23 protein-coding genes and 1 tRNA gene are annotated in these 25,840 nt (G+C 72.8%); 6 read left to right on the top strand and 18 right to left on the bottom strand.

Annotated features, from left to right (window positions below; genetic code table 11):
- Position 1 precedes the first annotated feature (1 nt).
- The 6 genes from ABD652_RS09865 to ABD652_RS09840 all read right to left on the bottom strand — a co-directional run bounded on the left by ABD652_RS09865 (position 2) and on the right by ABD652_RS09840 (position 6,715).
- Entirely contained in the window at positions 2-229 is a 228-nt protein-coding gene (locus ABD652_RS09865; protein WP_425574572.1) for a ubiquitin-like protein Pup, read from the bottom strand.
- Positions 230-308: 79 nt separating this feature from the next.
- Entirely contained in the window at positions 309-2,129 is a 1,821-nt protein-coding gene (gene dop / locus ABD652_RS09860) for a depupylase/deamidase Dop (protein ID WP_344720776.1), read from the bottom strand.
- On the bottom strand, positions 2,126-3,787 hold the full coding sequence (gene arc, locus ABD652_RS09855; protein ID WP_425574575.1) for a proteasome ATPase: 1,662 nt from the start codon (positions 3,785-3,787) through the stop codon (positions 2,126-2,128). The genes dop and arc overlap by 4 nt, the downstream gene beginning before the upstream one ends.
- Positions 3,788-3,909: 122 nt before the next feature.
- Positions 3,910-4,998: a tRNA (adenine-N1)-methyltransferase gene (locus ABD652_RS09850; RefSeq protein ID WP_344721083.1), complete on the bottom strand. Its 1,089-nt coding sequence runs from the start codon at positions 4,996-4,998 to the stop codon at positions 3,910-3,912.
- Positions 4,999-5,138: 140 nt separating this feature from the next.
- Entirely contained in the window at positions 5,139-5,900 is a 762-nt protein-coding gene (locus ABD652_RS09845; RefSeq protein ID WP_344720774.1) for a site-2 protease family protein, read from the bottom strand.
- Positions 5,900-6,715, bottom strand: coding sequence for an HAD family hydrolase (locus ABD652_RS09840; protein WP_344720773.1), 816 nt, complete (start codon positions 6,713-6,715; stop codon positions 5,900-5,902). Before ABD652_RS09840 ends, ABD652_RS09845 begins: the two co-directional genes overlap by 1 nt.
- Positions 6,716-6,818: 103 nt before the next feature.
- Here ABD652_RS09840 and ABD652_RS09835 point away from each other — a divergent pair, with 103 nt between their 5' ends.
- Positions 6,819-7,775 (top strand): proteasome assembly chaperone family protein, encoded by a 957-nt coding sequence (locus ABD652_RS09835; RefSeq protein WP_425574571.1) that lies wholly within the window; start codon positions 6,819-6,821, stop codon positions 7,773-7,775.
- 43 nt (positions 7,776-7,818) lie between these two features.
- On the opposite strand, the gene mshC is transcribed toward ABD652_RS09835, so the two are convergent.
- The 3 genes from mshC to ABD652_RS09820 all read right to left on the bottom strand — a co-directional run bounded on the left by mshC (position 7,819) and on the right by ABD652_RS09820 (position 10,601).
- Positions 7,819-9,117 carry a cysteine--1-D-myo-inosityl 2-amino-2-deoxy-alpha-D-glucopyranoside ligase gene (mshC, locus tag ABD652_RS09830; RefSeq protein WP_344720769.1) on the bottom strand — a complete coding sequence of 433 codons (1,299 nt, stop codon included), beginning with the start codon at positions 9,115-9,117 and terminating at the stop codon, positions 7,819-7,821.
- Between the two features lie 121 nt (positions 9,118-9,238).
- Complete coding sequence (locus ABD652_RS09825) at positions 9,239-10,084, bottom strand: undecaprenyl-diphosphate phosphatase (RefSeq protein ID WP_344720767.1); 846 nt, start codon at positions 10,082-10,084, stop codon at positions 9,239-9,241.
- A 169-nt stretch (positions 10,085-10,253) separates the two neighbouring features.
- The gene (locus tag ABD652_RS09820) at positions 10,254-10,601 is read right to left on the bottom strand and encodes a primosomal protein (protein WP_344720765.1); all 348 of its coding nucleotides are present in this window, start codon (positions 10,599-10,601) and stop codon (positions 10,254-10,256) included.
- A gap of 209 nt (positions 10,602-10,810) precedes the next feature.
- On the opposite strand from ABD652_RS09820, the gene ABD652_RS09815 reads away from it, so the two are divergent.
- The gene (locus ABD652_RS09815) at positions 10,811-11,068 is read left to right on the top strand and encodes a DUF5703 family protein (RefSeq protein ID WP_246161045.1); all 258 of its coding nucleotides are present in this window, start codon (positions 10,811-10,813) and stop codon (positions 11,066-11,068) included.
- 22 nt (positions 11,069-11,090) lie between these two features.
- On the opposite strand, the gene ABD652_RS09810 is transcribed toward ABD652_RS09815, so the two are convergent.
- The 9 genes from ABD652_RS09810 to ABD652_RS09770 form a co-directional block, all read right to left on the bottom strand.
- Positions 11,091-12,263 (bottom strand): acyl-CoA dehydrogenase family protein, encoded by a 1,173-nt coding sequence (locus ABD652_RS09810; protein ID WP_344720762.1) that lies wholly within the window; start codon positions 12,261-12,263, stop codon positions 11,091-11,093.
- Positions 12,260-13,591, bottom strand: coding sequence for a M20/M25/M40 family metallo-hydrolase (locus ABD652_RS09805; protein ID WP_344720760.1), 1,332 nt, complete (start codon positions 13,589-13,591; stop codon positions 12,260-12,262). The genes ABD652_RS09810 and ABD652_RS09805 overlap by 4 nt, the downstream gene beginning before the upstream one ends.
- A 148-nt stretch (positions 13,592-13,739) precedes the next feature.
- On the bottom strand, positions 13,740-15,203 hold the full coding sequence (locus ABD652_RS09800; RefSeq protein ID WP_344720758.1) for an SPFH domain-containing protein: 1,464 nt from the start codon (positions 15,201-15,203) through the stop codon (positions 13,740-13,742).
- 332 nt (positions 15,204-15,535) lie between these two features.
- Positions 15,536-15,621, bottom strand: a tRNA-Leu gene (locus ABD652_RS09795).
- Between the two features lie 159 nt (positions 15,622-15,780).
- Entirely contained in the window at positions 15,781-16,875 is a 1,095-nt protein-coding gene (lplAB, locus tag ABD652_RS09790; protein ID WP_344720756.1) for a lipoate-protein ligase LplAB, read from the bottom strand.
- A 104-nt stretch (positions 16,876-16,979) separates the two neighbouring features.
- A complete protein-coding gene (locus ABD652_RS09785) occupies positions 16,980-17,237 on the bottom strand; it encodes a type B 50S ribosomal protein L31 (RefSeq protein WP_010525047.1) in 258 nt (85 codons plus the stop codon).
- Between the two features lie 85 nt (positions 17,238-17,322).
- Entirely contained in the window at positions 17,323-17,463 is a 141-nt protein-coding gene (locus ABD652_RS09780) for a hypothetical protein (RefSeq protein ID WP_344720753.1), read from the bottom strand.
- Positions 17,460-18,284, bottom strand: coding sequence for a sulfite exporter TauE/SafE family protein (locus ABD652_RS09775; protein ID WP_344720751.1), 825 nt, complete (start codon positions 18,282-18,284; stop codon positions 17,460-17,462). Before ABD652_RS09775 ends, ABD652_RS09780 begins: the two co-directional genes overlap by 4 nt.
- Complete coding sequence (locus tag ABD652_RS09770) at positions 18,284-19,069, bottom strand: ABC transporter ATP-binding protein (RefSeq protein ID WP_344720748.1); 786 nt, start codon at positions 19,067-19,069, stop codon at positions 18,284-18,286. The genes ABD652_RS09775 and ABD652_RS09770 overlap by 1 nt, the downstream gene beginning before the upstream one ends.
- A gap of 71 nt (positions 19,070-19,140) precedes the next feature.
- On the opposite strand from ABD652_RS09770, the gene serB reads away from it, so the two are divergent.
- The 4 genes from serB to ABD652_RS09750 all read left to right on the top strand — a co-directional run bounded on the left by serB (position 19,141) and on the right by ABD652_RS09750 (position 25,837).
- The gene (gene serB / locus ABD652_RS09765) at positions 19,141-20,163 is read left to right on the top strand and encodes a phosphoserine phosphatase SerB (RefSeq protein WP_344720745.1); all 1,023 of its coding nucleotides are present in this window, start codon (positions 19,141-19,143) and stop codon (positions 20,161-20,163) included.
- 353 nt (positions 20,164-20,516) lie between these two features.
- Positions 20,517-22,649, top strand: coding sequence for a transketolase (gene tkt, locus ABD652_RS09760; RefSeq protein ID WP_344720742.1), 2,133 nt, complete (start codon positions 20,517-20,519; stop codon positions 22,647-22,649).
- Between the two features lie 146 nt (positions 22,650-22,795).
- On the top strand, positions 22,796-23,938 hold the full coding sequence (tal, locus tag ABD652_RS09755; protein WP_153143848.1) for a transaldolase: 1,143 nt from the start codon (positions 22,796-22,798) through the stop codon (positions 23,936-23,938).
- Positions 23,939-24,187: 249 nt separating this feature from the next.
- Positions 24,188-25,837 (top strand): glucose-6-phosphate isomerase, encoded by a 1,650-nt coding sequence (locus ABD652_RS09750; protein WP_344720736.1) that lies wholly within the window; start codon positions 24,188-24,190, stop codon positions 25,835-25,837.
- Positions 25,838-25,840 lie beyond the last annotated feature (3 nt).

Here is a 25,840-nt window from a genome sequence, read left to right as displayed (position 1 = left end):
GCTACTGTCCGCCCTTCTGCACGAAGCCGCGGACGAACTCCTCGGCGTTGGACTCCAGCACCGAGTCGATCTCGTCGAGCAGCCCGTCGAGCTCCTCGGCCTGCTGTCGAGCCTGGGGGCTGCCGCCCGCCGCGCCGGCGTCGCCCGCACCGGGTCCGCCGTCGCCGGACTCCTCCTGCCGGGCGTCCTGCGGACGGCGCTCGGCGCCGCCCTGAGTGTGTGGGGCCATGGAGATCACCTTCTGCCGACGTGTCGTGCTGTCGATGCCGATCCCTCGGCGGGAGCGTCGAGGGATCCGTCCTGCGAGTCTACGTCCTCCGCCGCGAGGAGGCGGCCGAGGGGCTCGGACCGGTCGACGGCGCCGAGCCCGGACCGCCGTCCTGCCAGGAGACCTGCTCGAGCATCCGGCGCAGCCCGCTGATCATCGCCCGCGGGTCCTTCGCCGCGAGCAGCACCGGCTCGGCCTCGGCGCGGGCGCCGGTGGTGGGCTCGGGCATGCTCAGCCGCTCGGGCGGCGACGCCGGATCCGGACGCAGCAGGATCTGGTCCCAGCTCGCCCCGGCGAGCAGCTCGGGATGCTCGGCGACGAGCTGACCGCGCAGCCAGGCCCGCGTCTCCTCCGGGGCGTGGGCGGCCGACCAGCGCACGGCGTCGTCGGTGAACAGCCGGCGCATCCGTCCGGCCCGGACCAGCCGGTGGTGCAGCCCCTTCTCCGGTCGGATGTCGTGGTACTGCAGGTCGACCATCGCCAGCACCGGCGCATCCCAGTCCAGCCCGTCGCGCCGGCGGTAGGACTCGAGCAGCTGGCGCTTGGCCACCCAGTCGACACGGTCGGCCGCGGAGTCGACGTCCTCGGCGAGGTCGTCGAGCAGCTGCTCCCAGGCATCCAGCACCTCGGCGGTCTCGGTGTCGGGCGCATGGCGGGCGGCCTTGGGGCCGGACTTCTCGGCGGCGCGGGAGACGGCGGCGCGCAGATACAGCCGCTGGATCTGCAGCGCGGTCATCTCGCCGCGGTTGGTGCGCACCGCCGTCTGCAGCGTCGGGTCGTGGGAGATCGCCTTCAGCGCGCCGACCGGATCCCGCAGCCGCAGCTGCGGGGCGCGGCCCGATTCGATGAGGTCGAGGACCAGCGCCGTGGTGCCCACCCGCATCCAGGACGAGTACTCGCTCATGTTCGCGTCGCCGATGATCACGTGCAGCCGGCGGTGCCGATCGGCGTCGGCATGCGGCTCGTCGCGGGTGTTGATCAGCGGTCGCCGGATCGTGGTCTCCAGCCCGACCTCCTCGAAGAAGAAGTCGGCGCGCTGCGAGATCTGATACCCCGGCTCCGGGTGCTCGGCGCCGATCCCCACGCGTCCGGCGCCGCAGAGGATCTGCCGGGTGACGAAGAACGGGATCAGACCGGCGGCGAGCTCGTCGAAGGGCAGCTCGCGCGGCACCAGGTAGTTCTCGTGCGCCCCGTAGGAGGCCGACTTGCCGTCGGTGTTGTTCTTGTAGAGCAGCACCTGCGGGCTGCCCTCCTCGGCGGCCAGCCGCTCCGCGGCGCGGCGGACCACCAGATCGCCGGCGACGTCGTGCAGCACCGCCCGCTTGGCCCCGACGGTCTCCGGGGCCGAGTACTCCGGATGGGCGTGGTCGACGTAGAGCCGCGCCCCGTTGGACAGCACCAGGTTGGTCAGCAGATGCGGCTGGTCCTCGCGCATCCGGAAGAAGTCTCCGCGCCAGCCGGCGGCTCCGGCCTGCTGGAACTCGACGTCGGCGCGGCCCGCGGCCGCTCCCCCGGCGCCTTCGGCGACGTCGGCCGGGCTGGGGTCCGGGCCGCCGACCCCGGTCAGCGGCTCGACGCCGGCGCCGGCTGAGCCATCGCCGGCGTCGGCTGCTTCGGAGCTGTCGGTCAGCTGGCTCGGATGCGCCGCGGAGCGCGGCAGCACCCAGCCGCGGGCATCCACCAGCGGCGACTCGGACTGATAATCCCATTCGGCACCGGCGACCTGTCCTCCGGCCTCGGTGACGGCGGCGGCGTAGGCGTTGACCAGCTCGATGGACAGCGCCACGTGGCTGGCCCGGGGATTGCTCGGCGCATGGACCCCGTACTCGGTCTCCATGCCGATCAGCCGTCGCACGCTCATGCCCGTCCTCCGTTCCGCTCGGTGGCGCGCTCGCTCGTCCGGTCGCCGGTCGCGGCCAGCCGCTCGACGGCGACCACCGGCGTCGGCGCCGAGCCGAGCACGCGGGCCCACTCCTGCGGGTCCGCCGTGCTGAGCAGGTCCTGCTGGTCGGCCAGCTCGTCGTCGACGGCGACGCGCAGGTGCTCGGCCGTCACGCCCTTGGTCTCCGGATCCCGTCCGGCGCCGAGGTGCTCCTTGATCGCGGCCTTCTTCGCCCGGTCGACGATGCTGCCCAGCACCGCGCCCGAGACGACCTCCGCGGCGGCCAGGTCCGTGATCCCGCCGTCGGCATGACGCAGGCGCAGCCACGCCCGACCGTCGGCCGGGAAGAGCCGCGAGACCACGGTCTCCACCAGCTGCTGGACCGCCTCGTCACGACCGCCGCGCGCGGCCACCTGATCGGCCCGCAGCGGCACTCCGGCGCCCAGGTGGATGCGCAGGATCTCGCGGGCGCCGTCGACGGCGGGGCGCCGCACCCGGATCTTCACGTCCAGCCGCCCCGGACGCAGGATCGCCGGGTCGATCATGTCTTCACGGTTCGACGCGCCGATGACGATGACGTTGTCCAGCGTCTCGACACCGTCGATCTCGGCCAGCAGCTGCGGCACGATCGTCGTCTCCACGTCGGAGGAGACCCCCGATCCGCGGGTGCGGAACAGCGCCTCCATCTCGTCGAAGAAGACCACCACCGGATGGCCGGCGTCGGCGCGCTCCCGGGCGCGGGAGAAGATCACCCGGATATGGCGCTCCGTCTCACCGACGTACTTGTTCAACAGCTCCGGGCCCTTGATGTTCAGGAAGAACGGCGAGCGCACCCCGCCCGCGGCGCCGGGCCCCTCCTCGGCCAGCGAGGAGGCGACCGCCTTGGCGATCATCGTCTTGCCGCAGCCCGGCGGCCCGTAGAGCAGGATGCCCTTCGGCGCCGAGAGTCCGTGCTCGCGGAAGAGGTCGGCGTGCTGGAAGGGCAGTTCGACGGCGTCGCGGATCTGGGTGATCTGCTCGCCCAGTCCGCCGATGTCGGCGTAGCTGACGTCGGGGGTCTCCTCCAGCACGACGTCCTCGACCTCGGAGAGCGGGACGATCTCGGTGGCGGTGCCGGTGCGCAGGTCCACGGTGACCGCGTCGCCGACGCGCACCGGCTGGTCGGCGCGGCGGCTCGCCGCCGGGGACAGCCGGACCACCCGTTCGTCCTCGCCGCGGGAGAGGATCACCAGACGGTCGTCGGGCAGCACCTCCTTGACCCGCGCGATCTCCCCGGTGGTCTCCGGCTCGAGCACGGCGACGACGGCCAGGTGCTCGTTCAGCAGGACCTCCGCGCCGGGCTCCAGCTCCTCGGGGTCCAGCAGCGGCGAGAGGCTCACCCGCATCCGGCGCCCGGCATGGAGCACGTCGACGCCGGGACCGGCGGCCGCCTCGATCTCGCGCCCCTCGACGACTTCGTGCCGCGGGCGGTAGGCGATGACCGTGGCGAAGGAGAAGGGCGCCTGACCGTCGGCGTGCAGCGCCTCGCGCAGCTCCTCGATGCGCCCGCGGGCGGCCGTCAGCGTCTCGGCCAGCTGGGTGTTCTGCCGCCCGGCGGTGCGCGCCTCCTCCTCGAGCTCCCGAGTCCTCCGGCGCATGGAGTCCAGCTGCCGGCGGGTCTGCTCGAGTCGGCCGCGCAGCTGCTCGGCGTCGTCCTGCCGCACGTCATCCTGTCGCGCGTGGTCCTGCCGGGCCTCGTCCTGCTGCGGGTGGTCCTGACTCACTGGTCCTCCTCTCGATCCCCCTCGGCGACGGCGGCGCCCGTGCCGCCCGGCTCGCCGGCGGGGCCGACGTCGGGGTCGTCGAGCTCGCCGTCGACGGCCCCGCGGGCGGCATCGGCGAGCTTCTGCGCGTGGGCGGCGGCCTTGCGGGCCTTCTTGCCGGTGACCGGGCGCTTCTTGAAGGCCTGCTCGTCCCAGGGCTGCTGGACGTCGTCGGGCAGCCAGGCCGCCAGGTCCTCGGCACTGACCTCGGACTGCTTCTCACGCTTCTTCAGCGTCAGCGGCGTCTCCTCGTCGGCGAGCCGCCGAGCGGCCAGCAGGAAGCCGGTGTGGGCGATCATCCGGTGATCCGGCCGCACCGCCAGCCCGTCGAGGTGCCACGTGCGCACCATGGTCTCGTGCGCCTCGGGCTCGGTGAAGCCCTCGGACTCCCGGATGGCCTCGGCCAGCCGGGAGAGCTGGGTCACTGTGGCCACGTAGCTGACCCACACTCCGCCCGGGGCCATGATCTGCTTCACCGCGTCCAGGCACTCCCAGGGGGCGAGCATGTCCAGCACCACGCGATCCACCGAGCCGGGCTCCTCGACCTCGAGGACCTTCTCCTGCATATCGCCGACATGGACCGCCCAGCCGGGGTGCTCCTCGCCGAAGAAGGCCGCGACGTTGCCGCGGGCGATCTCGGCGAAGTCCGCTCGCCGCTCATAGGAGTGCAGCACGCCCTGGTCGCCGACCGCGCGCAGCAGCGAGAGCGACAGCGCGCCCGAGCCGACCCCGGCCTCGACGACCCGCGCGCCCGGGAAGACGTCGGCGACCTGCACGATCTGCGCGGAGTCCTTCGGATAGACCACCGTCGCCCCGCGCGGCATGGAGAGGACGAAGTCGTTCAGCAGCGGACGCAGCACCTGGTACTCGTACCCGGCCTCGTTGGCCACCACGATCCCCTCGGACCGGCCGATGAGCGTGTCATGCCGCAGCACGCCCTGGTGCGTGTGCCACTCGCCGCCGTGCTGCAGCGTGATGGTGCTCGGCTTGCCCTTGCGATCGGTCAGCTGGACGCGCTGGCCGGCACGCAGCGGGCCGGTGCGCATCCGGGCGCCGACGGGGCCGGTGCTCTGGCCGTCGGGCTGGGTGGTGGTCACGGGGGATCGTCCTCCTCGAGGGGTCGGTCATCAGGCGGGGCCGGTCCGCCGGCGCGGGCGGGCCGGTCTCGTCGGGCGGCACTGCGAGCCTATCGTCCCCGCCCCTCGCCGCGCTCTCGCCGCAGACCGGCGCGGGCGGCGGCGACAGTGTCCGAGGCGCCCTGCCACAGGACGAAGCTCACCATCGCGGCGACGACCACGACCACCAGATTCGTGCCGCCGCCGTCGGCGATCAGCAGCCACACCGCCGCGAGGACGAGGCCGGCGACGACGACGCGTCCGGCCCATCCGGCGGCCAGCGCGCCGCGGAGCCGGCTGCCGGTGGCCGCCCAGACCGTCGACTCGACGAGCCGGCCGCCGTCCAGCGGCAGACCCGGCAGCAGGTTGAACACGCCCACCAGGAAGTTCATCAGCACGGTCACCGAGGCGAGCATGCCGAGGACTCCGACCGGCGTGAACGTCTCGATCAGCCACCAGCCGACCCCGGCGATCACCAGATTCGCCGCCGGCCCGGCGAGCGAGACCGCCAACGACTTCGTGGGCGTGGAGTCGCCGGCGAGGAACTCGGTGTGCCCGCCCCACAGGTTGAGTTCGATCTCGGTCGGCGGCCAGCCGAAGGCCCGCGCGCTGAGCGCGTGGGCGAGCTCATGGGCCAGCACCGAGACCAGCAGCAGCCCCGCATAGGCCAGCGCCACCGCGTAGGCCGCGATGCCCAGGTCGAAGATGCGGTCGACCTGCGGGCCGAAGATCATCACGATGGCCGCGGCGACGATCAGCCAGGAGGCGCGCAGCCGCAGCGGGATGCCGAGGATGCGGATCCGCGCCGCGGATCCCCCGCGCCGGCGGGTCATCAGCCGGCCGCCGAGGCGTCCGGGACCGCGCCGAGGGACGGGGCGAGCGGCGACGGCGCCCCGGGGCCGACCATCCGGTCCAGGGCGGGGACGTCGAGGCCCTCCAGGCTCTCGCGCAGGTGCCAGCGGTCGTCCTCGGGCAGCGGGCTGAAGTGCGGCACCGCCAGCGTGGGCAGTCCGGAGGCGGCCGCGGCGGCGGTGCCGGGCACCGAGTCCTCCACCGCCAGGCAGCGCGCCGGGTCGAGCGGCTCGCCGGAGACGGCGGCATGGTCGGCGGCCATCCGCTCCACCGCCTGGTGGTAGGCCTCCGGATCGGGCTTGCCGGCGGCGACCATGTCCCCGGAGACGATGAACTCGAGGTGTCCGGCCGGCAGGGCGGCGACGACCGTCTCGGCCAGCAGCGACTCCGACATCGTCACCAGCGCGCAGCGCACCCCGGCGGCGTGCAGATCGGCCAGCAGCTCGCGCGCCCCTGGACGCCACGGCATGTTCTCCCGGGCCCGGGCGGCGACCCGGGTGATCATCCAGTCGATGATCTCGCGGGAGGTCATCCGCACCCCGGCCTCCTGGAGGACGGCGGCGCTGTGCGTCAGCGCCTGGCCGACCAGCGCATGGGCCTGCTCCTGGGACCACGTGCCGCCGTAGGAGGCGACGAGCTCGTACTCGGCCTCGATCCAGTGCGGCTCAGTGTCGACCAGCGTGCCGTCCATGTCCCAGAACACCGCCTGCAGGCGCTGATCCGGGCGGCCCGCCGCCGACGCGTCGGCGGCGGAGGGGCGGGCGGCGGACGAGGGGGCGGGGACGCGGGAGACCATGGAGCCCATTCTAAGAGGTCGTGCCGGGTCGCGCCGTCGAGCAGATCACAGCCGGAGGCGACGCTGACCTGGGTGCTTTCCCCGCGCAGGCCCCGGGGCTAGTGTGAGGACCGTGGACGAGACGACGCAGCCGCCGGACCAGCCGGCCGAGGAGCCCGGTCGCGCCGCCCGCTTCGCCGCGCATCTGCGCGAGGTGGGCGACGGCACGACCGCGCGCCCGACGGTGATGGTGCTGGCCTTCGAAGGGTGGAACGACGCCGGAGGCGCGGCGTCCGCGGCGGTGCGCTCGATCGGCTCCGCCGCCGACGCCGAGCTCGTCGAGCGCCTCGAGGACGAGGACTACTACGACTACCAGTTCACCCGCCCGAAGGTCCGCCGCACCGGCTCCCATCGGGAGATCATCTGGCCCTCGACGCGGATCTTCCGGGCTCGTCCCCGGCGGGCCGAGATGGACCTGCTGCTGGTCCACGGCGTGGAGCCCAGCTTCCGCTGGCAGGGGTTCACCGCAGACCTGCTGACCCGCGCGGCCGAGCATCACGTCGACGCGATCGTGCTGGTGGGCTCGCTGCTGGCCGATGTGCCGCACACGCGTCCGATCCCCGCGGCGCTGTCCACCGAGGACGAGCAGCTGCAGGACCGGCTCGACGTCGACGAGCCGACCTACGAGGGCCCCACCGGCATCGTCGGCGTCCTCTCGCACACCGCCTTCCAGGCCGGGATCCCCGCGGTCTCGCTGTGGTCGGCGGTGCCGCACTACGTGGGCCAGGCGCCCTCGCCGAAGGCGCAGCTGGCGCTGATGCGCGAGCTCGAGGACCTGCTGGGGATCGCCCTCGACGTCGAGGACGTCGCCGAGGACGCCGCGGCCTGGGAGCGCGGCGTCGACGACCTCGCCCAGGAGGACGAGGAGATCGCCGAGTACGTCAAGCGTCTCGAGGAGGCCACCGACACCTCGGACCTCCCCGAGGCCAGCGGGGAGGCCATCGCCCGCGAGTTCGAGCGTTACCTGCGCCGTCGGCGCCCGCCGGACGGCGGCTTCGGCTCCGGGGGCGGCCGCGGCTGATCCGCCGCCTCCGGCGCCGGCCGGTTCCGCCGGCCGCTCCCGGTCAGGCGCGCAGGTCGATGCCGAGCAGCGCCTGCACGACGTCGGCGGCGCGCGCGGCGTCGGTGCCGGCGGCCAGCTGGCCCGCCGCCCAGCGGTCCAGCTGCTCGAGCGCCGCCGGCGCGTTGAGGTCCTGGGAGAGCGTCGAGTGCAGCGCGTGCTGCAGGTCCTCGGGCTCCTGATCGGCGTCGCCGCCGCGCGCCGACTGCGGAGCCCGGGCCAGGGCTTCCTTCCAGCGCTGCAGCCGCTCGCCCGAGGCGGCGAGCTCCTCGTCGGTGAAGCTCCAGTCGGAGCGGTGGTGATGGCTGAGCAGCAGCACCCGCACCGCCTGCGGGTCGACGCCGTCCGCGCGCAGCGCGGAGACCAGCACCAGGTTCCCCTGGGACTTCGACATCTTCTCGCCGCGCAGCCCGACCATGCCGGTGTGCACGTAGGTCTCGGCCAGCGGCACTCCGTCGGCGGCCGTGGCATGCGCGGCGGAGAACTCGTGGTGCGGGAAACGCAGGTCCGAGCCGCCGCCCTGCACGGCGAACGGGGCCGGCAGGTGACGCCGGGAGATCACCGAACACTCGATGTGCCAGCCGGGCCGGCCGGGTCCGAGCGCGCCGCCCTCCCACCAGGGCTCCCCCGCGCGCCGCGCGCTCCACAGCAGCGGATCCAGTGCGTCGCGCTTGCCGGCACGCTGCGGGTCGCCGCCGCGCTCGGGGAAGAGCTCCTCCATCGCGGCGCGGTCGTAGGCGCCGATCGAGCCCAGCCGCCAGTCGGTGGCGGACTCGGCGGCGGCGATGTCGAAGTAGACGTCGTCGCCGTCGGCGGCGTCGACGCGCTCGGACTCCGGCACCGGCACCCGATAGCCGATCCCGGCCTCCACGAGCCGCTCGACGTCGGCGACGACCTCGGGCACCGACTCCGCCGCGCCGCGGAAGACGTCCGGAGCGATCACGCCCAGGGCGGCCATGTCGCGGCGGAAGAGCTCGGTCTGCTCCTCCCCCAGCTCGCGCCAGTCGATGCCGGTGGCGGCGGCGCGCTCGAAGAGCGGATCGTCGACGTCGGTGACGTTCTGCACGTACTGCACCTCGAGCCCGCAGGCGCGCCAGTAGCGCACCAGCAGGTCGAAGTTCACATAGGTGTTCGCATGCCCCAGATGCGTGGCGTCGTAGGGCGTGATGCCGCAGACGTAGAGCGAGCCCACGCCGTCGCGGGGCTCGACGTCGGCCAGTCGGCCCGTCGCCGTGTCATGCAGCCGCAGCGTCGGCGGCAGCGCCGGGATGCTCGGCACGGTCGGGGAGGTCCACGATTCCACGCAGTCGGTCCTTTCCTCCCCGTCGCACGCGGCACGGGGGCATCTGGGCTGGGGCGTCCGATCACTGGCCAACAGCCCGACGCCCGTCGGTATTTCCGCGCTCCGGCCCGGGCCGAGGAGATCAGGCGTTGATGATGCCGAGGCCGAGCAGCACGAAGACCGCCAGCCCCGCCAGGATCCGGTAGATCACGAAGACGGTGTAGGAGTGGCTCGAGATGAACTTCATGAACCAGCCGATGATCACATAGGCGATCAGGAAGCCGACCACGGTCGCCAGCGCCGTCTGCGGCAGCGAATACGGCCCGGAGGCCTCGTCGACGGACTGGATGAGCATGTAGAAGCCCGAGCCGAAGACGGCCGGGATGGCCAGCAGGAAGGAGTACCGCGCCGCGGCCTCGCGGGTATAGCCCATCAGCAGGCCCGCGGTGATCGTGCCGCCCGAGCGCGAGACCCCGGGCACCAGCGCCAGCGACTGCGCGAGGCCGAAGAGGATGCCGTCGCGGACGGTGAGCTGGTCCAGCGGCTTGCGCTGCCGGCTCTTCAGATCGGCGATCGAGAGGATCAGACCGAAGATGATGAGCATGGCGGCGACGAGCCAGAGCGAGCGGAACACGCTCTCGATCTGGTCCTCGAAGAGCAGCCCGAGCACCACGATGGGCACGGAGCCGACGATGATCAGCCAGCCCATGCGCACGTCGGGATCCCGATGCGGGCGCTTCCCCGCGATCGCCAGGCACCAGGCGCCGATGATGCGCACGATGTCACGCCAGAAGAACGTGACCACCGCCGCCTCGGTGCCGAGCTGGGTGATCGCGGTGAAGGCCGCCCCCGGGTCGGTGCCTCCCGGCAGGAACTCCCCCACGATGCGCAGATGCGCCGAGGAGGAGACCGGGAGAAACTCCGTCAGACCCTGGACCAGCCCCAGGATGATCGCTTCAATCCATTGCACACCGTGAGCGTATTCCATCAGCCCGCCGACGTGGTGAACCTGGCGCTGTGTGCCGCGGGCGGCGTCGGTGACATCGCCCACCCCGCACCGGGCGCACCGCGCCTCGGGTCACCGCCGGTGCTGCGCACTCCGGACGGGACGCCGCGCCGGGACGCGGGCGGGCTCTGCCTCCGGATCAGGCGCCGGGTCAGACGCCGCGGGCGGAGGCGGGCTGGTCCTCCTCCGCAGCGTCCTCGTCGTCGCCCTCGTCCTCGTCGTCCTCGTCGTCCTCGTCGTCTTCGTCCTCGTCCTCGTCATCTTCGTCCTCGTCGAAGTCGTCCTCGTCGTCGCCCTCCTCCTCGTAGAGGTCGAGCGGCGTGACTTCGCCGGTGGCCGCGAACAGCGCGTCCTCATAGGCCTCGAAGGCGTCGGCTACGCCGTAGAAGGCCGACTCGACTGCAGGGTCCTCCTCGCCGCGACGGTTGAGGGAGGCAGAAAGGTGCTCCTCGAGAGCGTTCGTCAGCGTGCTCAGTGCGACGCGGGGATCCATGTTCATGGCATCACGGTACCAATGCGGGGCCCCGACGGTAAGACGTCGGCGGAGGAATCCTCGGCCGGATCCGATGCGGCGGCACCCCGAGACGGCGCGCGCCAGGCGACCTCCCCCGCCGGTGCCGACCGCCGCCGGCGGTGCGCTAGGGTGTGGCCCCGAGGGCCAGGCCGCGCCGGTCGGCCCTGCCGGAAGGACCGCAGCAGAGAGCGAGCGTGACGATGGCCGAGCACTTCTCCGGATCCGCCTCCGCGGTGGCGGCGCACTACACCGACGACTCCGGACCGGGCTCCGCCTGGGAGTACCTGGTGATCCGCTGCGAGCCGCGCGAGTCCCTCGCCGAGGTCCGACGCCGGGTCGTCGAGCACGCCGAGCAGGGGCGCTGGGAGCTGCGCCGCAGCCGGATCTACTCCGGCGGATTCCGCAAGTACTGGCTGCGCCGGCGCATCATGAAGGTCCGGCGCACGCTCTGAGCGCCCCACCCTCCCGGCGGAGTCAGTCCTCCAGAGGCCCGAGCAGCTGGGCGGCCAGCGTCCGGTGCGCCGAGGCGTCGTCGGAGGGATGGTGGATGCCGGCCAGCACGTCCCGGTGCAGCCGGGACAGCTCGCTCGTCCGGGCATACTGCCCTCCCCCGCCGACCTGCAGCGCGGCGTCGACGGCGGCCCGGGCGGTGCGCGTGGCCCGCGTGCGCAGCGAGACCAGACGCGGGAACCAGATCTCGCCGTGGTCGACGCCGGACTCCAGATCGGTCAGCGTCCCGCGCAGCTGGGCGTCGAGGGCCAGCTGATCGAGCTGGGCCTCGGCCAGCCGATAGCGCACGTCGGGGTCCTGCGCGAGCGCCCGCCCGGTGGTCAGCGCCGTGCGTGCGGCGGCGTGCTCGGCGCCGAGCTCGAGCGCCCGGTCGCCGAGTCCGGTGTAGACCGCCGAGAGCAGCCCGAGGAAGCTGGAGAAGATCGCGAAGATCAGCGGATCCCGGTTCGGGCCGGCGGGCAGCCGGCGCACCACCCGCTCGGCGGGCACGGTCGCGTCGTCCAGCGCCGTGGCGAAGGAGCCCGAGGCGCGCATCCCCAGGGCATCCCACTCCCCGGCGGGCGACCATCCCTCGGCCGAGCGCGGCAGGAACCCGACCACCAGCGGCGTCTCGCCGCCGTCGACGTCGCGGCCGAGCAGCCCCAGCCGGGTCCAGACCGGGGTGAGCGAGGTGAAGATCTTCAGCCCGGTGAACGACGCCGAGCCGTCGGCGTCGGTGCGCACGTCGGTGGTGGAGTCGAAGAGCACCGCGTCGTTGCCCGGCTCGGAGATCCCGAAGGCGAAGATCTCGCCGGCGGCGGCCTCGTCGAGGACCTGGGCGAACTCCGCATGGCCGCCGGCGACCATCCGCCGGGCGGCGGCGACCCAGACCTGGTGCATGTTCACCGCCAGCGCGGTGGCCGGAGCATGGGCGGCCAGCAGCCGCTGGGCGGCCGCGGCGGTCGGCAGGTCCCAGCCCAGGCCGCCGTGCTCGACCGGGACCAGGGCCCGCAGCAGCCCGGCGGCGGCGAGCTCCTCGACGTCCTCGTGGCAGAAGGCGTTGCGCACGTCGAAGTCGGCGGCGCGTTCCCGGATGCGGCCCAGCAGCGCCGGGTCCAGCACCTCGGCGACCCCGGCGCCCGCCGCCGGCCCCGTCACTGCGCCTCCAGGAAGCGGTGCAGCACGCGGACGCCGAACTGCAGCGCATCCACCGGCACCCGCTCGTCGACGCCGTGGAACATCCCGGTGAAGTCCAGCTCGGCGGGCAGGCGCAGCGGGGCGAAGCCGTAGCCGGAGATGCCGAGCGCGGCCAGATGCTTGTTGTCGGTGCCGCCGCCGAGCATATACGGCAGCACCACGGCCTCGGGGTCCTCGGCGCGCAGGCTGGAGACCATGCCCTCGACCAGCGCTCCGGAGAACGGCACCTCCAGCGAGGGGCCGCCGTTCTGCAGCTCGAAGCGCACCTTCTCGCCGGCCAGCTCGGCCAGCGTGGCGGCGACCTTCGCGTCCTGCTCCGGCAGCGTGCGCGCGTCGACCAGCGCCTCGGCGGATCCGGGGACCACATTGTGCTTATAGCCGGCGTCGAGCGCCGTCGGATTGGAGGTGTTCTGCAGCGTCGCGGCGACGAACTTCGCCGTGGACCCGGTGGCCTCCAGCAGCGGCGCGGGGTCCTCCTCGTCGAAGGGGATCCCGGTGAGCTCGGAGAGCTGCTCCATCAGCGCGCGCGTGGTCTTGGTGTACTCGATCGGCCAGCGGTGCGCGCCGATCGCGGCGACGGCCTCCCCCAGGGTGACCACCGGGTTGTCGCGCTGCACGGCCGAGCCGTGGCCGGCGGTCCCCTCGGCGATCATCTTCGTCCAGTGCAGGCCCTTCTCTCCGGTCTGGATCAGGTAGGCCCGCCGGCCGGCGATGTCGGCGGAGAACCCGCCGACCTCGCTGATCGCCTCGGTCGCGCCGGCGAAGAGCTCGGGCCGGTCGGCGACGATCCGCCCCGCGCCCCAGCGGCCGTTGTCCTCCTCGTCGGCGAAGAAGGCGATGATGAGATCACGTCGGGGACGGCGCCCCTCGCGGCTCATGCGCAGCACGGCGGCGAGGATCATCGCGTCCATGTCCTTCATGTCCACGGCGCCGCGGCCCCAGATCATGCCGTCGACGATCTCGGCGGAGAACGGGTCCACCTGCCAGTCGGCCGCCTGGGCGGGGACCACGTCGAGGTGACCGTGGACCACCAGCGCGCCCGCCTCCGGATCGGTGCCGGCCATCCGCGCCACCACCGAGGTCCGGCCCGGCGCCGTCTCGACGAGCTCGGGCTCGAGGCCGGACTGCCGCAGGATCGCCGCACAGTACTCGGCCGCCTCGCGTTCGCCGGAAGCCTCCCCGCCGCCCCAGTTCTGCGTGTCCATGCGGATCAGGTCGCGGCAGAACGCGACGACGTCGGCCTCGGCCTGCGCCGCGGGATCGACGATGTCGGCATCGGTGGGGGTCATCAGCGCCTCCTGCAGACGGTGGGGTGGTCTCGCCGATGTCCAGCCTATCGCGGGGCCCGGGGCCGGAGCCCTCCGCCGACGAAGAAGGCCCCCGTCGACCAGGAGGAGCTCCTGGTCGACGGGGGCCTGCTCACCGGGCGGTCGAGCGTCACTCACCGGACTCCGGCGACGGCGTGCCGGGCTCCTGGCGCGGCTGGTCGCCGTCGGCCGCGGAGGACGCGGCCGACGCCCCGGCAGATCCGCCGACGTCGCGGCGGCCGGACTCGGAGATCGCGGTGCCGACGGCCTCGCCCTGGACCTTCGCCTGCAGGATCGACCCCAGGTCGATGCCGGTGGCGGCCTCGACGCGCTTGAAGACCCCGGCCAGGGCCACGGAGGACTCTCCGTCGAAGTGCTCGGAGGCTCCCGACTCGCCGGATCCGCCGATCAGCGTCATCGAGCCGACGTTGGCATAGCCGGCGGCGAAGGAGTCCATCAGCTGGGGCAGCACGGCCAGCGCCTCACGGGCCAGCACCGCTTCCTGGTTCTCGCGCAGCGCCTCAGCCTCTGCGCGGATGGCCGCGGCCTTGGCCTCGCCCTCCTCGCGGATCGCGGCGGCCTCGGCCTCGGAGCGCTGCCGGCGCGCGCGGGCCTCCGACTCGGCGACCAGGGCTTCGGCCTCGGCGGCCTTGGTGCGCTCATAGGCTTCGGCGTCGGCGCTCTTCTGCTGCTTGTAGAGGTCGGCGTCGGCGACGCGCTTGACCTCGGCGTCCAGCTCGGACTGTCGGTTCTCCGCCTGCTGGCCGAGCACCTGCTGGCGAGCCTTCTCCCCGGCCAGGGCCTCCGCCTGCTCCGCCTCGGCTCGTGCCTGTCCCACGCGCGACGTGGCAGCAGCCTGGTTCGAGTCGTACTCGGTCTCCTCGATGAGGTTCTGCTCGTTGTTCGCGATCCGCTCCTTGGCGATGGCGCGCTCGGCGTTGGTCGCGGCGATCTCCGCCGCCTGGCGCTTCGCCTCGATCTCCGGGGCGCCCAGCGAGGAGATGTAGCCCGAGTCGTCGGTGATCTCGCGGATCTGGAAGGAGTCCAGCAGCAGACCCTGGGTCCGCAGCTCCGGGGAGATCGACCGGGAGATCTCCTCGGAGAACTTCTGCCGGTCCCGCATCAGCTGGATGACCGTCTGCTGGGCCATCAGGCCGCGCAGTGCGCCTTCGAGCTGGTCCTGGGTGTATTCGACCACGGCCTCGTCCTGGGAGGCGAAGCGCTCGGAGGCCGCCTTGACGTCCTCGACCCCGCTGCCGATCTTCACCAGTGCCACGGCCTCGGCGTTGATGGTCACGTTGTCATGGCTCTGCGCGGTGACGGTCATCGAGACCTGTCGGGAGCGCAGCGAGATGATCTCGTGCCGCTGGCGGATCGGGTTGACGATCGCCCGTCCGTTGACGATGACCTGTTTGGGCCGCGTCTCCGGCGCGTCGGACTTCGAGGACTTGCCGGTGACCACCAGGGCCTCGTCCGCACGGGCGACCTTCGTCCAGGCGCGCATGATGATCAGCCCGACGATCCCGGCGAGCACGACCGCCACGACCAGGATGATCAGGATCGCGATCGCGCCGCCTGTTGTCAGAATATCCACGTGTTCTTCCCTCCATGAGGTGCGGTGCTGTGACTGCCGTCCTGAGCGGCCGGTCCCCCATCGGGCTCGCGCCGCGAGCTCGGTGCGTCAGGGATCCGGCGCATGACGGTGTGGACGGTCACCGGGACGAGCGCCGCCGTGGGCCGATCGCCGCAGGACCTATGCGCCGATGGTACGTGTCATGGCTGGTTGATATCGACAGGGCTCTCGGGCGTGCTGGGAACTGCCGCCGATCCGGCCGGCTCGGCGCTCCGGGCCGCCGGAGCGCCGCCGCGCACGAACGAAGCCCCGGGCCGATCCGCTGGGGATCGATCCGGGGCTTCCGTCATTCGTGCGCGAGACGGGACTTGAACCCGTACCCTCTAATACGAGGACTAGCACCTCAAGCTAGCGCGTCTACCTATTCCGCCACCCGCGCAGGTGCCGTGCACCGCCGACGCCGTCGGCGGCACCAGAAAACTTTAGCACGGCCCGGCCGCCGCCCACCAATCGGCCCCTCGAGTCACCAGGACCTCCTCGACTCCCCGGCGCCGCTCGGCGCATCCGGCACACCGCCGCGTCCGTCCCGCCGGCCGGCTCAGGGCACCCGGGCGGTCCACTCCTCGGTGCCGAACTTCTCCTCCACCAGACGCCGGGCCCGGTCCATCTCATGCTCGCGGATCTCGGCGACCTCGGCGCCGTGGCGCCGGGCGAAGACCTCCACGAACGTGTCCAGGATGTCCTCGCGGGCCATGCCCGTCTGGCTGCGCAGCGGATCCACGCGCTTCACCGCCGAGCGGATCCCCTTGTCGGAGATCTTCTCGCGCCCGATGCGCAGCACCTGCATCATCCGCTCGGCGTCCATGTCGTAGCTCATCGTCACGTGGTGCACCATCGCGCCGCCGGCCAGCCGCTTCTGCGCCGCGCCGCCGATCTTGCCCTGCGGGGAGACGACGTCGTTGAGCGGCTGATACTCCGCCTCCACGCCGACCTCGCGCAGCGCCTCCATCATCCAGGAGTCGAGGAAGGGGTAGGAATCGGCGAAGCTCATCCCGTCGACCAGCGACGTCGGCAGCGACAGCGAGTAGGTCACGCAGTTGCCCGGCTCCATGAACATCGCCCCGCCGCCGGAGATGCGGCGGACGACGGTGGTGTCCTGGGCGGCGGCGGCCTCGGCGTCGACCTCGTTGGCCAGCGACTGGAAGGAGCCGATCACCACGGCCCGCTCGTTCCAGTCCCAGAGCCGCATCAGCGGCGGACGGTTCCCCGCGGCGACTTCTTCGGTGAGCACCTGGTCGAGGGCCGCATGCAGCGCGATGGGCAGCTTCTGCGCCGGCAGCACCTCCCAGCGGTGATCCTGCCAGCGGGTGGCGTGGCCCAGCGCCCGGCGCACGGCGATGCCCACCGCCTCGGGGTCGAAGCCGAACAGCTCGGCCTCGGCGCGCAGCCCGGAGCGGACGGCCTCGGCGATCGTCGCCCGGGAGGCGTCGGTCGGCAGCCCCACCAGCGCGTGGTTGATGTCGGCCAGAGCCTCGTCCGGCTCCAGGAAGAAGTCACCGTTGACCGAGGCGTCGCCGATGACGTTTCGATCCGGGTCGACGGTCACGTCGACGACGACCAGCTTGCCGCCGGGAACCTTGTACTCGCCGTGGGGGACGTCCTCGTCGCGGTGGGCGCGCTCGACAGCACTCATGACCCCCATCCTACGCTCGGCGCCGCCGCCGGCGCGCACGACGAAGGGGGCCCCGACCGCAGTCGAGACCCCCTTCGTGCGACGGACCGTCGTCGGTCAGCGGCTCACTGGCCGCCGCCGAAGCCCTTGAAGCGCTTGTTGAACTTGTCCACACGGCCGGCGGAGTCCATGATCCGCTGCTTGCCGGTGTAGAACGGGTGCGACGCGGCGGAGATCTCGACGTCGATCACCGGGTAGGTGTTGCCGTCCTCCCACTCCATGGTCTTCTCGGAGGTGGCGGTGGAGCGGGTCAGGACCTTCTCGCCGGAGGCCAGGTCGTTGAAGATGACCGGCGCGTAGGCGGGGTGGATGTCAGACTGCATAGGTTCACGTGTCCTTCGTGTCTGCCGCTGGTTTTTGCCAGAAGCGCGTGGATCGTCTCAGTCCATGGTGGACCAACATGACATGTTAACCCAGACCGGGTCGCCGGCCCAACTCGCAGCAGGCCGCCGCCGCGGCCGAGGCTCCGGGCCGCAGGTCGACGCCGTCCAGCCGGATCACCGGATCCGGCACGGCCTCCGCCGCCGACGTCGCGGGCAGGTCGTTCATCCGACCACCAGATCGCGGACCATGACGCCCAGCGCCACCAGCCCCAGCACGACGATCACCCCGCGCAGCACCCCGGGACTGAGCCGCCGTCCCACCCAGGCGCCGGCGAAGCCGCCGATCGTCGAGCCCACGGCGACGATGAGCACCACCGGCCAGGCGATGCGGTCGAAGGCCAGCAGCAGGTAGCTCGCCGCCGCCGTCAGGTTCACGGTGAGCACCAGGGCGTTCTTCACCGCGTTGGCGTGCTGCATGGTGCCGGCCAGGAAGACTCCGAGGATGCCGACCAGCAGCACGCCCTGGGCGGCGACGAAGTAGCCGCCGTAGACGCCGGCGCCGAAGACCAGCGCCGTCAGCGCGGCCGAGGGGCGCGGGTCGGGGTCGACCGGCCGGCCGGCCGGCTGCTCGTCCCGGGCCCGGGCGGCACGCGAGGCGACCCATTTCTTCAGCCGCGGCTGGCCGAGGACGAAGCCCAGCGCGACGACGATGAGCAGCGGAGCGACGGTCTCGAAGACCTGCTCCGGCAGCGTGAGCAGCAGCAGCGCGCCGACGACGCCGCCGACCAGCGAGGCCGGCACCAGGCGCAGCAGCGTGGTGCGCACCTGGGCGATCTCGCGGCGATACCCCAGGGTGCCGGTGACGTTGCCGGCGATGAGCCCCATCGCGTTGGAGATCGTCGCAGTCACCGGAGGGAAGCCGACGGCGACCAGCACCGGGAAGGTCACCAGCGTGCCGGAGCCGACGACGACGTTGATCGCCCCGGCCCAGATCGCCGCCAGGGCGATGATCAGGATCTGGTCGAGGCCGAGCCCCAGCAGCTCCATCAGGAGGCGGCGAAGGCCGAGAACCGTCCGTCGCGGCGGTGCAGCTCGAGCGGCATGTCGAAGGTCTCGGAGAGCGTCTCCGCGGTCAGCGTCTCGTCGATCGGCCCGGAGGCGACGGTCCGGCCGTCGCGCAGCATCAGCACATGGGTGAAGCCCGGCGGGATCTCCTCGAGGTGGTGGGTGACCAGCACCGTCGCCGGGGCGTCCTCGGCGCCGATCAGCCGCGAGGTGCGCTGGACCAGCCGCTCGCGGCCGGCCAGGTCCAGGCCGGCCCCGGGCTCGTCGAGGAGCAGCAGCTCGGGGTCGGTCATCAGCGCCCGGGCGATCTGCACCCGTTTGCGCTCGCCCTCGCTGAGGCTGCTGAACGGGCGGTCGAAGGCCGTGCTCACGCCCCAGGCGTCGAGCAGCTCGAAGGCCCGGCGCTCGTCGAGGCGCTCGTACTCCTCGCGCCAGCGGCCGGTGACGCCGTAGGCGGCGGTGACCACGGCGTTGAGCGCGGTCTCGCGCTCCGGCAGCGAGCCCGCCACCGCGTTGGAGCACAGGCCGATGCGCGGACGCAGCTCGAAGACGTCGACGGCGCCGAGGGTCTCGTCGAGGATCTGCACCGCGCCGCTGGTCGGGTGCAGGCGGGCGGCGGCGACCTGCAGCAGCGTGGTCTTGCCGGCGCCGTTGGGGCCCAGCACCACCCACCGCTCGTCCTCGCCGACCGACCAGGACACGTCGTCGAGCAGATGCGTGCGGCCGCGGCGGACGCTGACGTCTTGGAGATCGAGGACTGGACTCATGCGCCCCACACTATCGAAACCGTGCCGGGCGCACGGCGGCCGCGTCATGACGACGCTAGTCTGGAGCCATCATGACTGAGTCCACGCCCGCCGCCTCCTCCAGCTCCTCGTCAGCGGCCTCCGCCGACCGCCCCGCCGACGCTCCCGCCGACCTGCCCGCCGGCACAGTGGCGATGCTCGCCGCCGAGACGCTGCCCGCTCCGCTGCTGCGCGCCCTCACTGCGGAGATGCGCCGCCGCGGCACCGTCCACGCGGCGGAGGTCCATGACGTCCCGGTCCGCGCAGTCGGCGCGGCCGAGCCGACGACGGTGCGCGCGGCCCGCTGGTCGACGACGCTGACCGACTCCGACGACGGCCACGGCCACCAGCTGCTGGTCTCGCTGCTCGAGGACGCCGCCGCGCAGCTCGACGCGCCGCAGGAGGCCACCGTCACCGTGCTTCCGGCGGCGCTCCGCCCCGCGGATCCGGGGATGCTGATCATGGATGTCGACTCCACGCTCATCGACCAGGAGGTCATCGAGCTGCTGGCCGCCCACGCCGGCCGCGAGGCGGAGGTCGCGGAGGTCACCGAGCGGGCGATGCGCGGCGAGCTGGACTTCGCCGCCTCGCTACACGAGCGGGTCGCGGCCCTGGCCGGACTGCCGACCTCGGTGATCGCCTCCACCGTCGAGTCGGTCTCCCCCACCTGCGGAGCCGCGGAGCTGATCGCCGCCTGCAGCCGCCGCGGCTGGCCCGTCCACGCGGTCTCGGGCGGCTTCCTGCAGGTGCTCGACCCGCTGGCGGCACGGCTGGGGCTGAGCGAGGTCGACGCCAACGACCTCGCCGTGGCCGAGGACGCGCTCACCGGAGCGGTCGCCGGGCCGGTCGTCGACCGGGCGGCGAAGGCCGCCCGGCTGCACGAGTGGGCGGCGGCCGCGGGCCTCCCGTCCTCCTCGGTGGTCGCGATCGGCGACGGCGCCAACGACCTGGACATGGTCACCGCCGCCGGCGTCGGCGTCGCCTTCTGCCCGAAGCCGGCGCTGGCCGACCAGGCGGACCTGGTGATCCGCCATCGATCGCTGGACCTGGTCCGGCTGGCGCTCGGGCTGGGCTGAACCGGCGCCGGAACCGCCGCCGTCGTCGGACGTCATCCTCCGCACGATCCGGTCCGCCCGATCTGCTCATCTGAGCGCTGCTGACCCGCGGCGCCGGGCGGGCGGGTCCCGCGTTCCGGGCCGTCCCCCAGCACCCTCCCCTGGCGCGCGACGGCGGCGAGGAGGAGGATGGGGACCGAGGGTCCGACGCCCGCCGGAGGCTCCGACCTCAGGGGGATGATGCGCTCTCGTGAGCATTCGACGATCCCCACATGATGCGAGACACAGAGGCTGTGCGGCGGTACTCTGGACGGGCGCGGCACGACGATGTGCGGCCTCTCTTCGTCATCCGTAGACACCTTGGAGGAACTTCAGTGACCGATACAGCCGTGAACGACTCCGCCGTCTTCACCGATCTCGACCGGCGGGCCGTGGACACGCTGCGCGTGCTCTCCGCCGACGCGGTGGAGAACAGCCCCGGCGCCGGCCACCCGGGCACGGCCATGTCGCTGGCCCCGGCCGCTTATCTGCTCTTCCAGCGCGCGATGAAGCACGACCCCGAGGACCCGGAGTGGATCGGCCGCGACCGCTTCATCCTCTCGGCCGGGCACAGCTCGCTGACGCTGTACCTGCAGCTCTACTTCTCCGGCTACGGCCTGCAGCTCGACGACGTCGCGGCGCTGCGCACCTGGGGCTCGCTGACCCCGGGCCACCCGGAGTACGGCCACACCGACGGCGTGGAGATGACCACCGGCCCGCTGGGCCAGGGCCTGGCCTCCTCCGTCGGCTTCGCCTACGGCCAGCGCCGCATGCGCGGCCTGCTGGACCCCGAGGCCCCGGCCGGCGAGTCCCCGTTCGACCACAGCGTCTTCGTCATCGCCTCCGACGGCGACCTCGAGGAGGGCGTGACCTCCGAGGCCTCCTCGCTGGCCGGCCACCAGGAGCTCGGCAACCTCGTGGTGATCTGGGACGACAACCGGATCTCCATCGAGGACGACACCGAGATCGCCTTCACCGAGGACGTCGAGGCCCGCTACGCGGCCTACGGATGGCACGTGCAGCGCGTCGACTGGACGAAGACCGGCGACTACGTCGAGGACATCGCCGAACTGGACCGCGCGATCGCCGAGGCCAAGGCCGCCACCGACAAGCCCTCGCTGATCGCGCTGCGCACGATCATCGGCTGGCCGGCGCCGACCAAGCAGAACACCGGCGCGATCCACGGCGCCAAGCTCGGCGGCGAGGAGGTCCAGAGCGTCAAGACGGTCCTGGGCTTCGACCCGGAGCAGAACTTCGTCGTCGAGGACGAGGTCCTCGCCCACGCCCGTCAGGTCACCGACCGCGGCGCGGCGGCGCGCCGCGAGTGGGACACCGCCTACCAGGCCTGGCGCGAGGCCAACCCGGAGAACGCGCAGCTGCTCGACCGGCTGCAGGCCGGCGAGCTGCCGGAGGACTGGGAGCAGGCGCTGCCGGAGTTCCCGGCCGGCGACGCGCTGGCCACCCGTGCCGCCTCGGGCAAGGTCCTCAACGCCATCGGCGAGGTGCTGCCGGAGCTGTGGGGCGGCTCGGCCGACCTCGCCGGCTCCAACAACACGCTGATCACCGAGTCGCCGTCGTTCGTCCCGGAGAGCCGCTCGACCTCGAAGTTCGCCGGCAACCACTATGGACGGAACCTGCACTTCGGCGTCCGCGAGCACGCCGCGGCGGCGATCACCAACGGCATCTCGCTGTCGACGCCGCTGCGCACCTACGCCGGCACCTTCCTGATCTTCAGCGACTACCAGCGTCCGGCCGTCCGGCTGGCGGCGCTGATGGGCGCGGGCTCGATCTTCGTCTGGACCCATGACTCCATCGGCCTCGGCGAGGACGGCCCGACCCACCAGCCGGTCGAGCAGCTCGCCAGCCTGCGGGCCATCCCCGGCCTGGACGTCGTCCGGCCGGGTGACCCGAACGAGGTCGCCGTCGCCTGGCGCGAGGTCCTCAAGCGCGCGGACCGGCCGGCCGGCCTGGCGCTGACCCGCCAGGGCATCCCGACCTTCGAGCGCGGCGCCGGCGAGGCCACCGCCGAGGCCTTCGGCTCGGTGGAGGGCGCCGCGAAGGGCGCCTACGTGCTGGCCGAGGCCGTCCGCGACGGCGTCGTGGTCACTCCGGACGTGCTGCTGATCGGCACCGGCTCCGAGGTCCACCTGGCCGTGGAGGCCCGCGAGCAGCTGGCCTCGACGGGCGTCGCCGCCCGCGTGATCTCCATGCCCTCGCAGGAGTGGTTCGCCGAGCAGACCGCGGAGTACCGCGAGCAGGTGCTGCCGGCCGCGGTGAAGGCCCGCGTCTCGGTCGAGGCCGCCCACCCGCAGGGCTGGCGCGAGATCGTCGGCGACGCCGGTCGGATCGTCGGTCTGGACCACTTCGGCGCCTCCGCCGACTACAAGACGCTCTACCGCGAGTTCGGCATCACCACGGAGGCCGTCGCCGCGGCCGCCGAGGAGTCCATCGCCGCCGCGTCGAGCTGAGCCGCGTCGCCCGGATCCGCCTCCGGATCGTCCGCGTCCCGGCCCCGCGCCGGGGCGCGGAGGGCATCGGGAACAGCCCACCGACTGCACAGCGTTCATACCGGGGAGACGTCCGCTGACGCCGCCCCGCCGACAGGAGACATTCCATGACTGCGAATCCTGAGACCACCACTGCGAACCCGAACACCCAGGCCCTCTCCGACCTCGGGGTCTCGATCTGGCTGGACGACCTCTCCCGCGAGCGGCTCAACGCGGGCGAGCTGCCCACGCTCATCGCCGGGCGGAACGTGGTCGGCGTGACCACCAACCCGACCATCTTCGAGAACGCCCTGAAGAACGGCGAGGCCTACGAGCAGCAGCTCGCCGAGCTGGCCTCCGCAGGCGCCGACGCCGAGAAGGCCGTCTACGAGATCACCACCGACGACGTCCGCCAGGCCTGCGACGTCTTCGCCGACGTGCACTCGGCCACCGACGGCGTCGACGGCCGGGTCTCCATCGAGGTCGACCCGCGTCTGGCCCGCGACACCGAGGGCACCATCGCCCAGGCGCGGCAGCTGTACGAGGCCGTCGGCCGCGAGAACGTGATGATCAAGATCCCGGCCACCGTCGAGGGCCTCGAGGCCATCTCGACCGTGCTGGCCGACGGCATCAGCGTCAACGTCACGCTGGTCTTCTCGCTGGAGCGCTACCGCGCGGTGATCAACGCCTTCATGCTGGGGCTGGAGAAGGCGCTGGAGAACGGCCACGACATCTCCCGCATCCATTCGGTGGCCTCGTTCTTCGTCTCCCGCGTGGACGCCGAGGTCGACAAGCGGCTGGAGCTCGCCGCCGAGGAGGGCAAGCAGGACGCCGCGTCGCTGCGCAGCCAGGCCGCCATCGCCAACGCGCGGCTGGCCCACCAGATCGCCGGGGAGTCCTTCGGCTCCGAGCGCTGGCAGGCCCTCGCCGACCGCGGCGGCCACCCGCAGCGCCTGCTGCTGGCCTCCACCGGCACCAAGGACCCGAACCTCTCGGACACGCTCTACGTGACCGAGCTGGCCGGCGCCGGAGTGGTCAACACCATGCCGGAGAAGACGCTGGAGGCGCTGGCCGACCACGGCACCGTCGACGGCGACACCCTCTCCGACACGTATGTGGAGGCCAACCGCGTCCTCGACGGCATCTCCGCGATGGGCATCTCCTACCGCGACGTCGTCGACACGCTCGAGGCCGAGGGCGTCGAGAAGTTCGAGAAGTCCTGGGAGGGGCTGCTCGACACCATCACCGAGGGTCTGCGGCGCAACAGCTGAGACCCTGCTGAGGAGGTCCTGCCGGTGCGCCTCGGACGCGCACCGGCAGGACCTCGCAGGAAAGCGCATTCCATCCCACTGTCCCGGGGACGGCCGGCCGGCCCCGGACCGACCCGGCCTGCGCGGAGCCGCGGGACCGGACCCGCATCGGACACCGCCCTCCCCCACCCCGCCGCCTGCGGCGGACCCGCCCCGGACGATCCGGTCCGTCCCCGCACCGACCGGCCCCGCTTCGAAAGGATGCACACCATGAGTTCGCTCTCCCTGTCCCTGCGCGGCGCCGCGCGGGAGGCCGTCGACGCCGAGGTCCCCGGCCTCGTCGACCACGAGTTCGCCTCCCGTCTGGTCGCGAAGGACCACACCCTGTGGGGCCGCGCCGCGGAGGACGAGGCCGCGAAGCGTCTCGGCTGGGTCGCGCTCTTCGACGACTCCCGCGCGCTGCTGCCGCGGCTCGAGCAGCTCCGCGCCGAACTCGCCGAGGAGGGGGTGACCCGGGTCGTGCTGGCCGGCATGGGCGGCTCCTCGCTCGCCCCGGAGGTCATCTGCGCCACTGAGGGCGTGGAGCTGACCGTGCTGGACTCCACCGACCCGCAGCACGTCGCCGCAGTGGTCGCCGAGGACATCGACTCCACGGTGCTGGTCGTCTCCTCGAAGTCCGGCTCCACTGTGGAGACCGACTCGCAGCGGCGCATCGTCCAGCAGGCGATGACCGCCGCCGGCGTCGATCCGCTGCGCCGGACCGTCGTCGTCACCGACCCCGGGTCCCCGCTGGCCGAGCAGTCGGCTGCCGAGGGCGTGCGCGCCGTCTTCGAGGCCGACGCGACGGTGGGCGGACGCTACTCGGCGCTCACCGCCTTCGGCCTGGTCCCCTCGGGGCTCGCCGGCGCCGACGTCGCGCAGCTGCTCGACGACGCCGAGGAGGCCGCCGGCGTGCTGGCCGCCGACGACGCCACCAACCAGGGCCTGCAGCTCGGTGCCGCCGTCGGCGGCACCCGGCCGCTGCGCGACAAGGTGGTCCTCGTCGACGCCGGCTCCCCGCTGGTCGGCCTGGGAGCCTGGATCGAGCAGCTGCTCGCCGAGTCCACCGGCAAGGAGGGCACCGGCCTGCTGCCGGTCCTCGTCGCCGACGGCGAGCCCGAGCTGGCCCGCGACGCCGACGACGTGCTCGTCGTCCAGATCGTCGACCCCGACGCCGAGGACGGCACCTCCGTCGACGGCGACCTCGGCGACACCGTGGCCTCGCCGCACGTGGTGCGCACCGGGGGCAGCCTGGGCGCCCAGTTCGTGCTCTGGGAGGTCGCCACGGCGGTGGCGGGCTCGCTGCTGGGCATCAATCCCTTCGACCAGCCGGACGTGGAATCCGCCAAGGCCGCCGCGCGCGGCCTGCTGGACTCGCCGGCGCCGCAGGCCGGCGACGCCGTCGTCGACGGCGCCGTGGAGATCCGCGTCTCCGGCGACGCCGCGGAGGCCGCCGCGGCGACCACCGTCTCCGGCGCGCTCGAGGCGCTGGTCGGGGAGATCCCGGAGGCCGGATACCTGGCCGTGATGGCCTATCTGGACCGCACCTCGGAGACCGCGCTGGAGGAGATCCGCCCGGAGCTGGCCCAGCGCGCCCACCGCCCGGTGACCTTCGGCTGGGGCCCGCGCTTCCTGCACTCCACCGGCCAGTTCCACAAGGGCGGCCCGCATGTGGGAGTGTTCCTGCAGATCACCAGCACCGCCGCCGAGGACGTGGAGGTCCCCGACCGCCCGTTCACGCTGCAGCAGCTCATCGCCGCCCAGGCGGCGGGCGACGCCCAGGTGCTCGCCGATCACGGCATGCCCGTGGTGCAGCTGCATCTGACCGACCGCGCCGCCGGTCTGCAGCAGATCCTCGACGCCGTCCACTCGCCGTCCTGACCA

This window comes from Nesterenkonia halobia (assembly GCF_039536005.1).
GTDB lineage: Bacteria > Actinomycetota > Actinomycetes > Actinomycetales > Micrococcaceae > Nesterenkonia > Nesterenkonia halobia.
The sequence above is the reverse complement of the archived record's forward strand: the minus strand, read 5'-3'. Positions and strand labels throughout refer to the sequence as shown.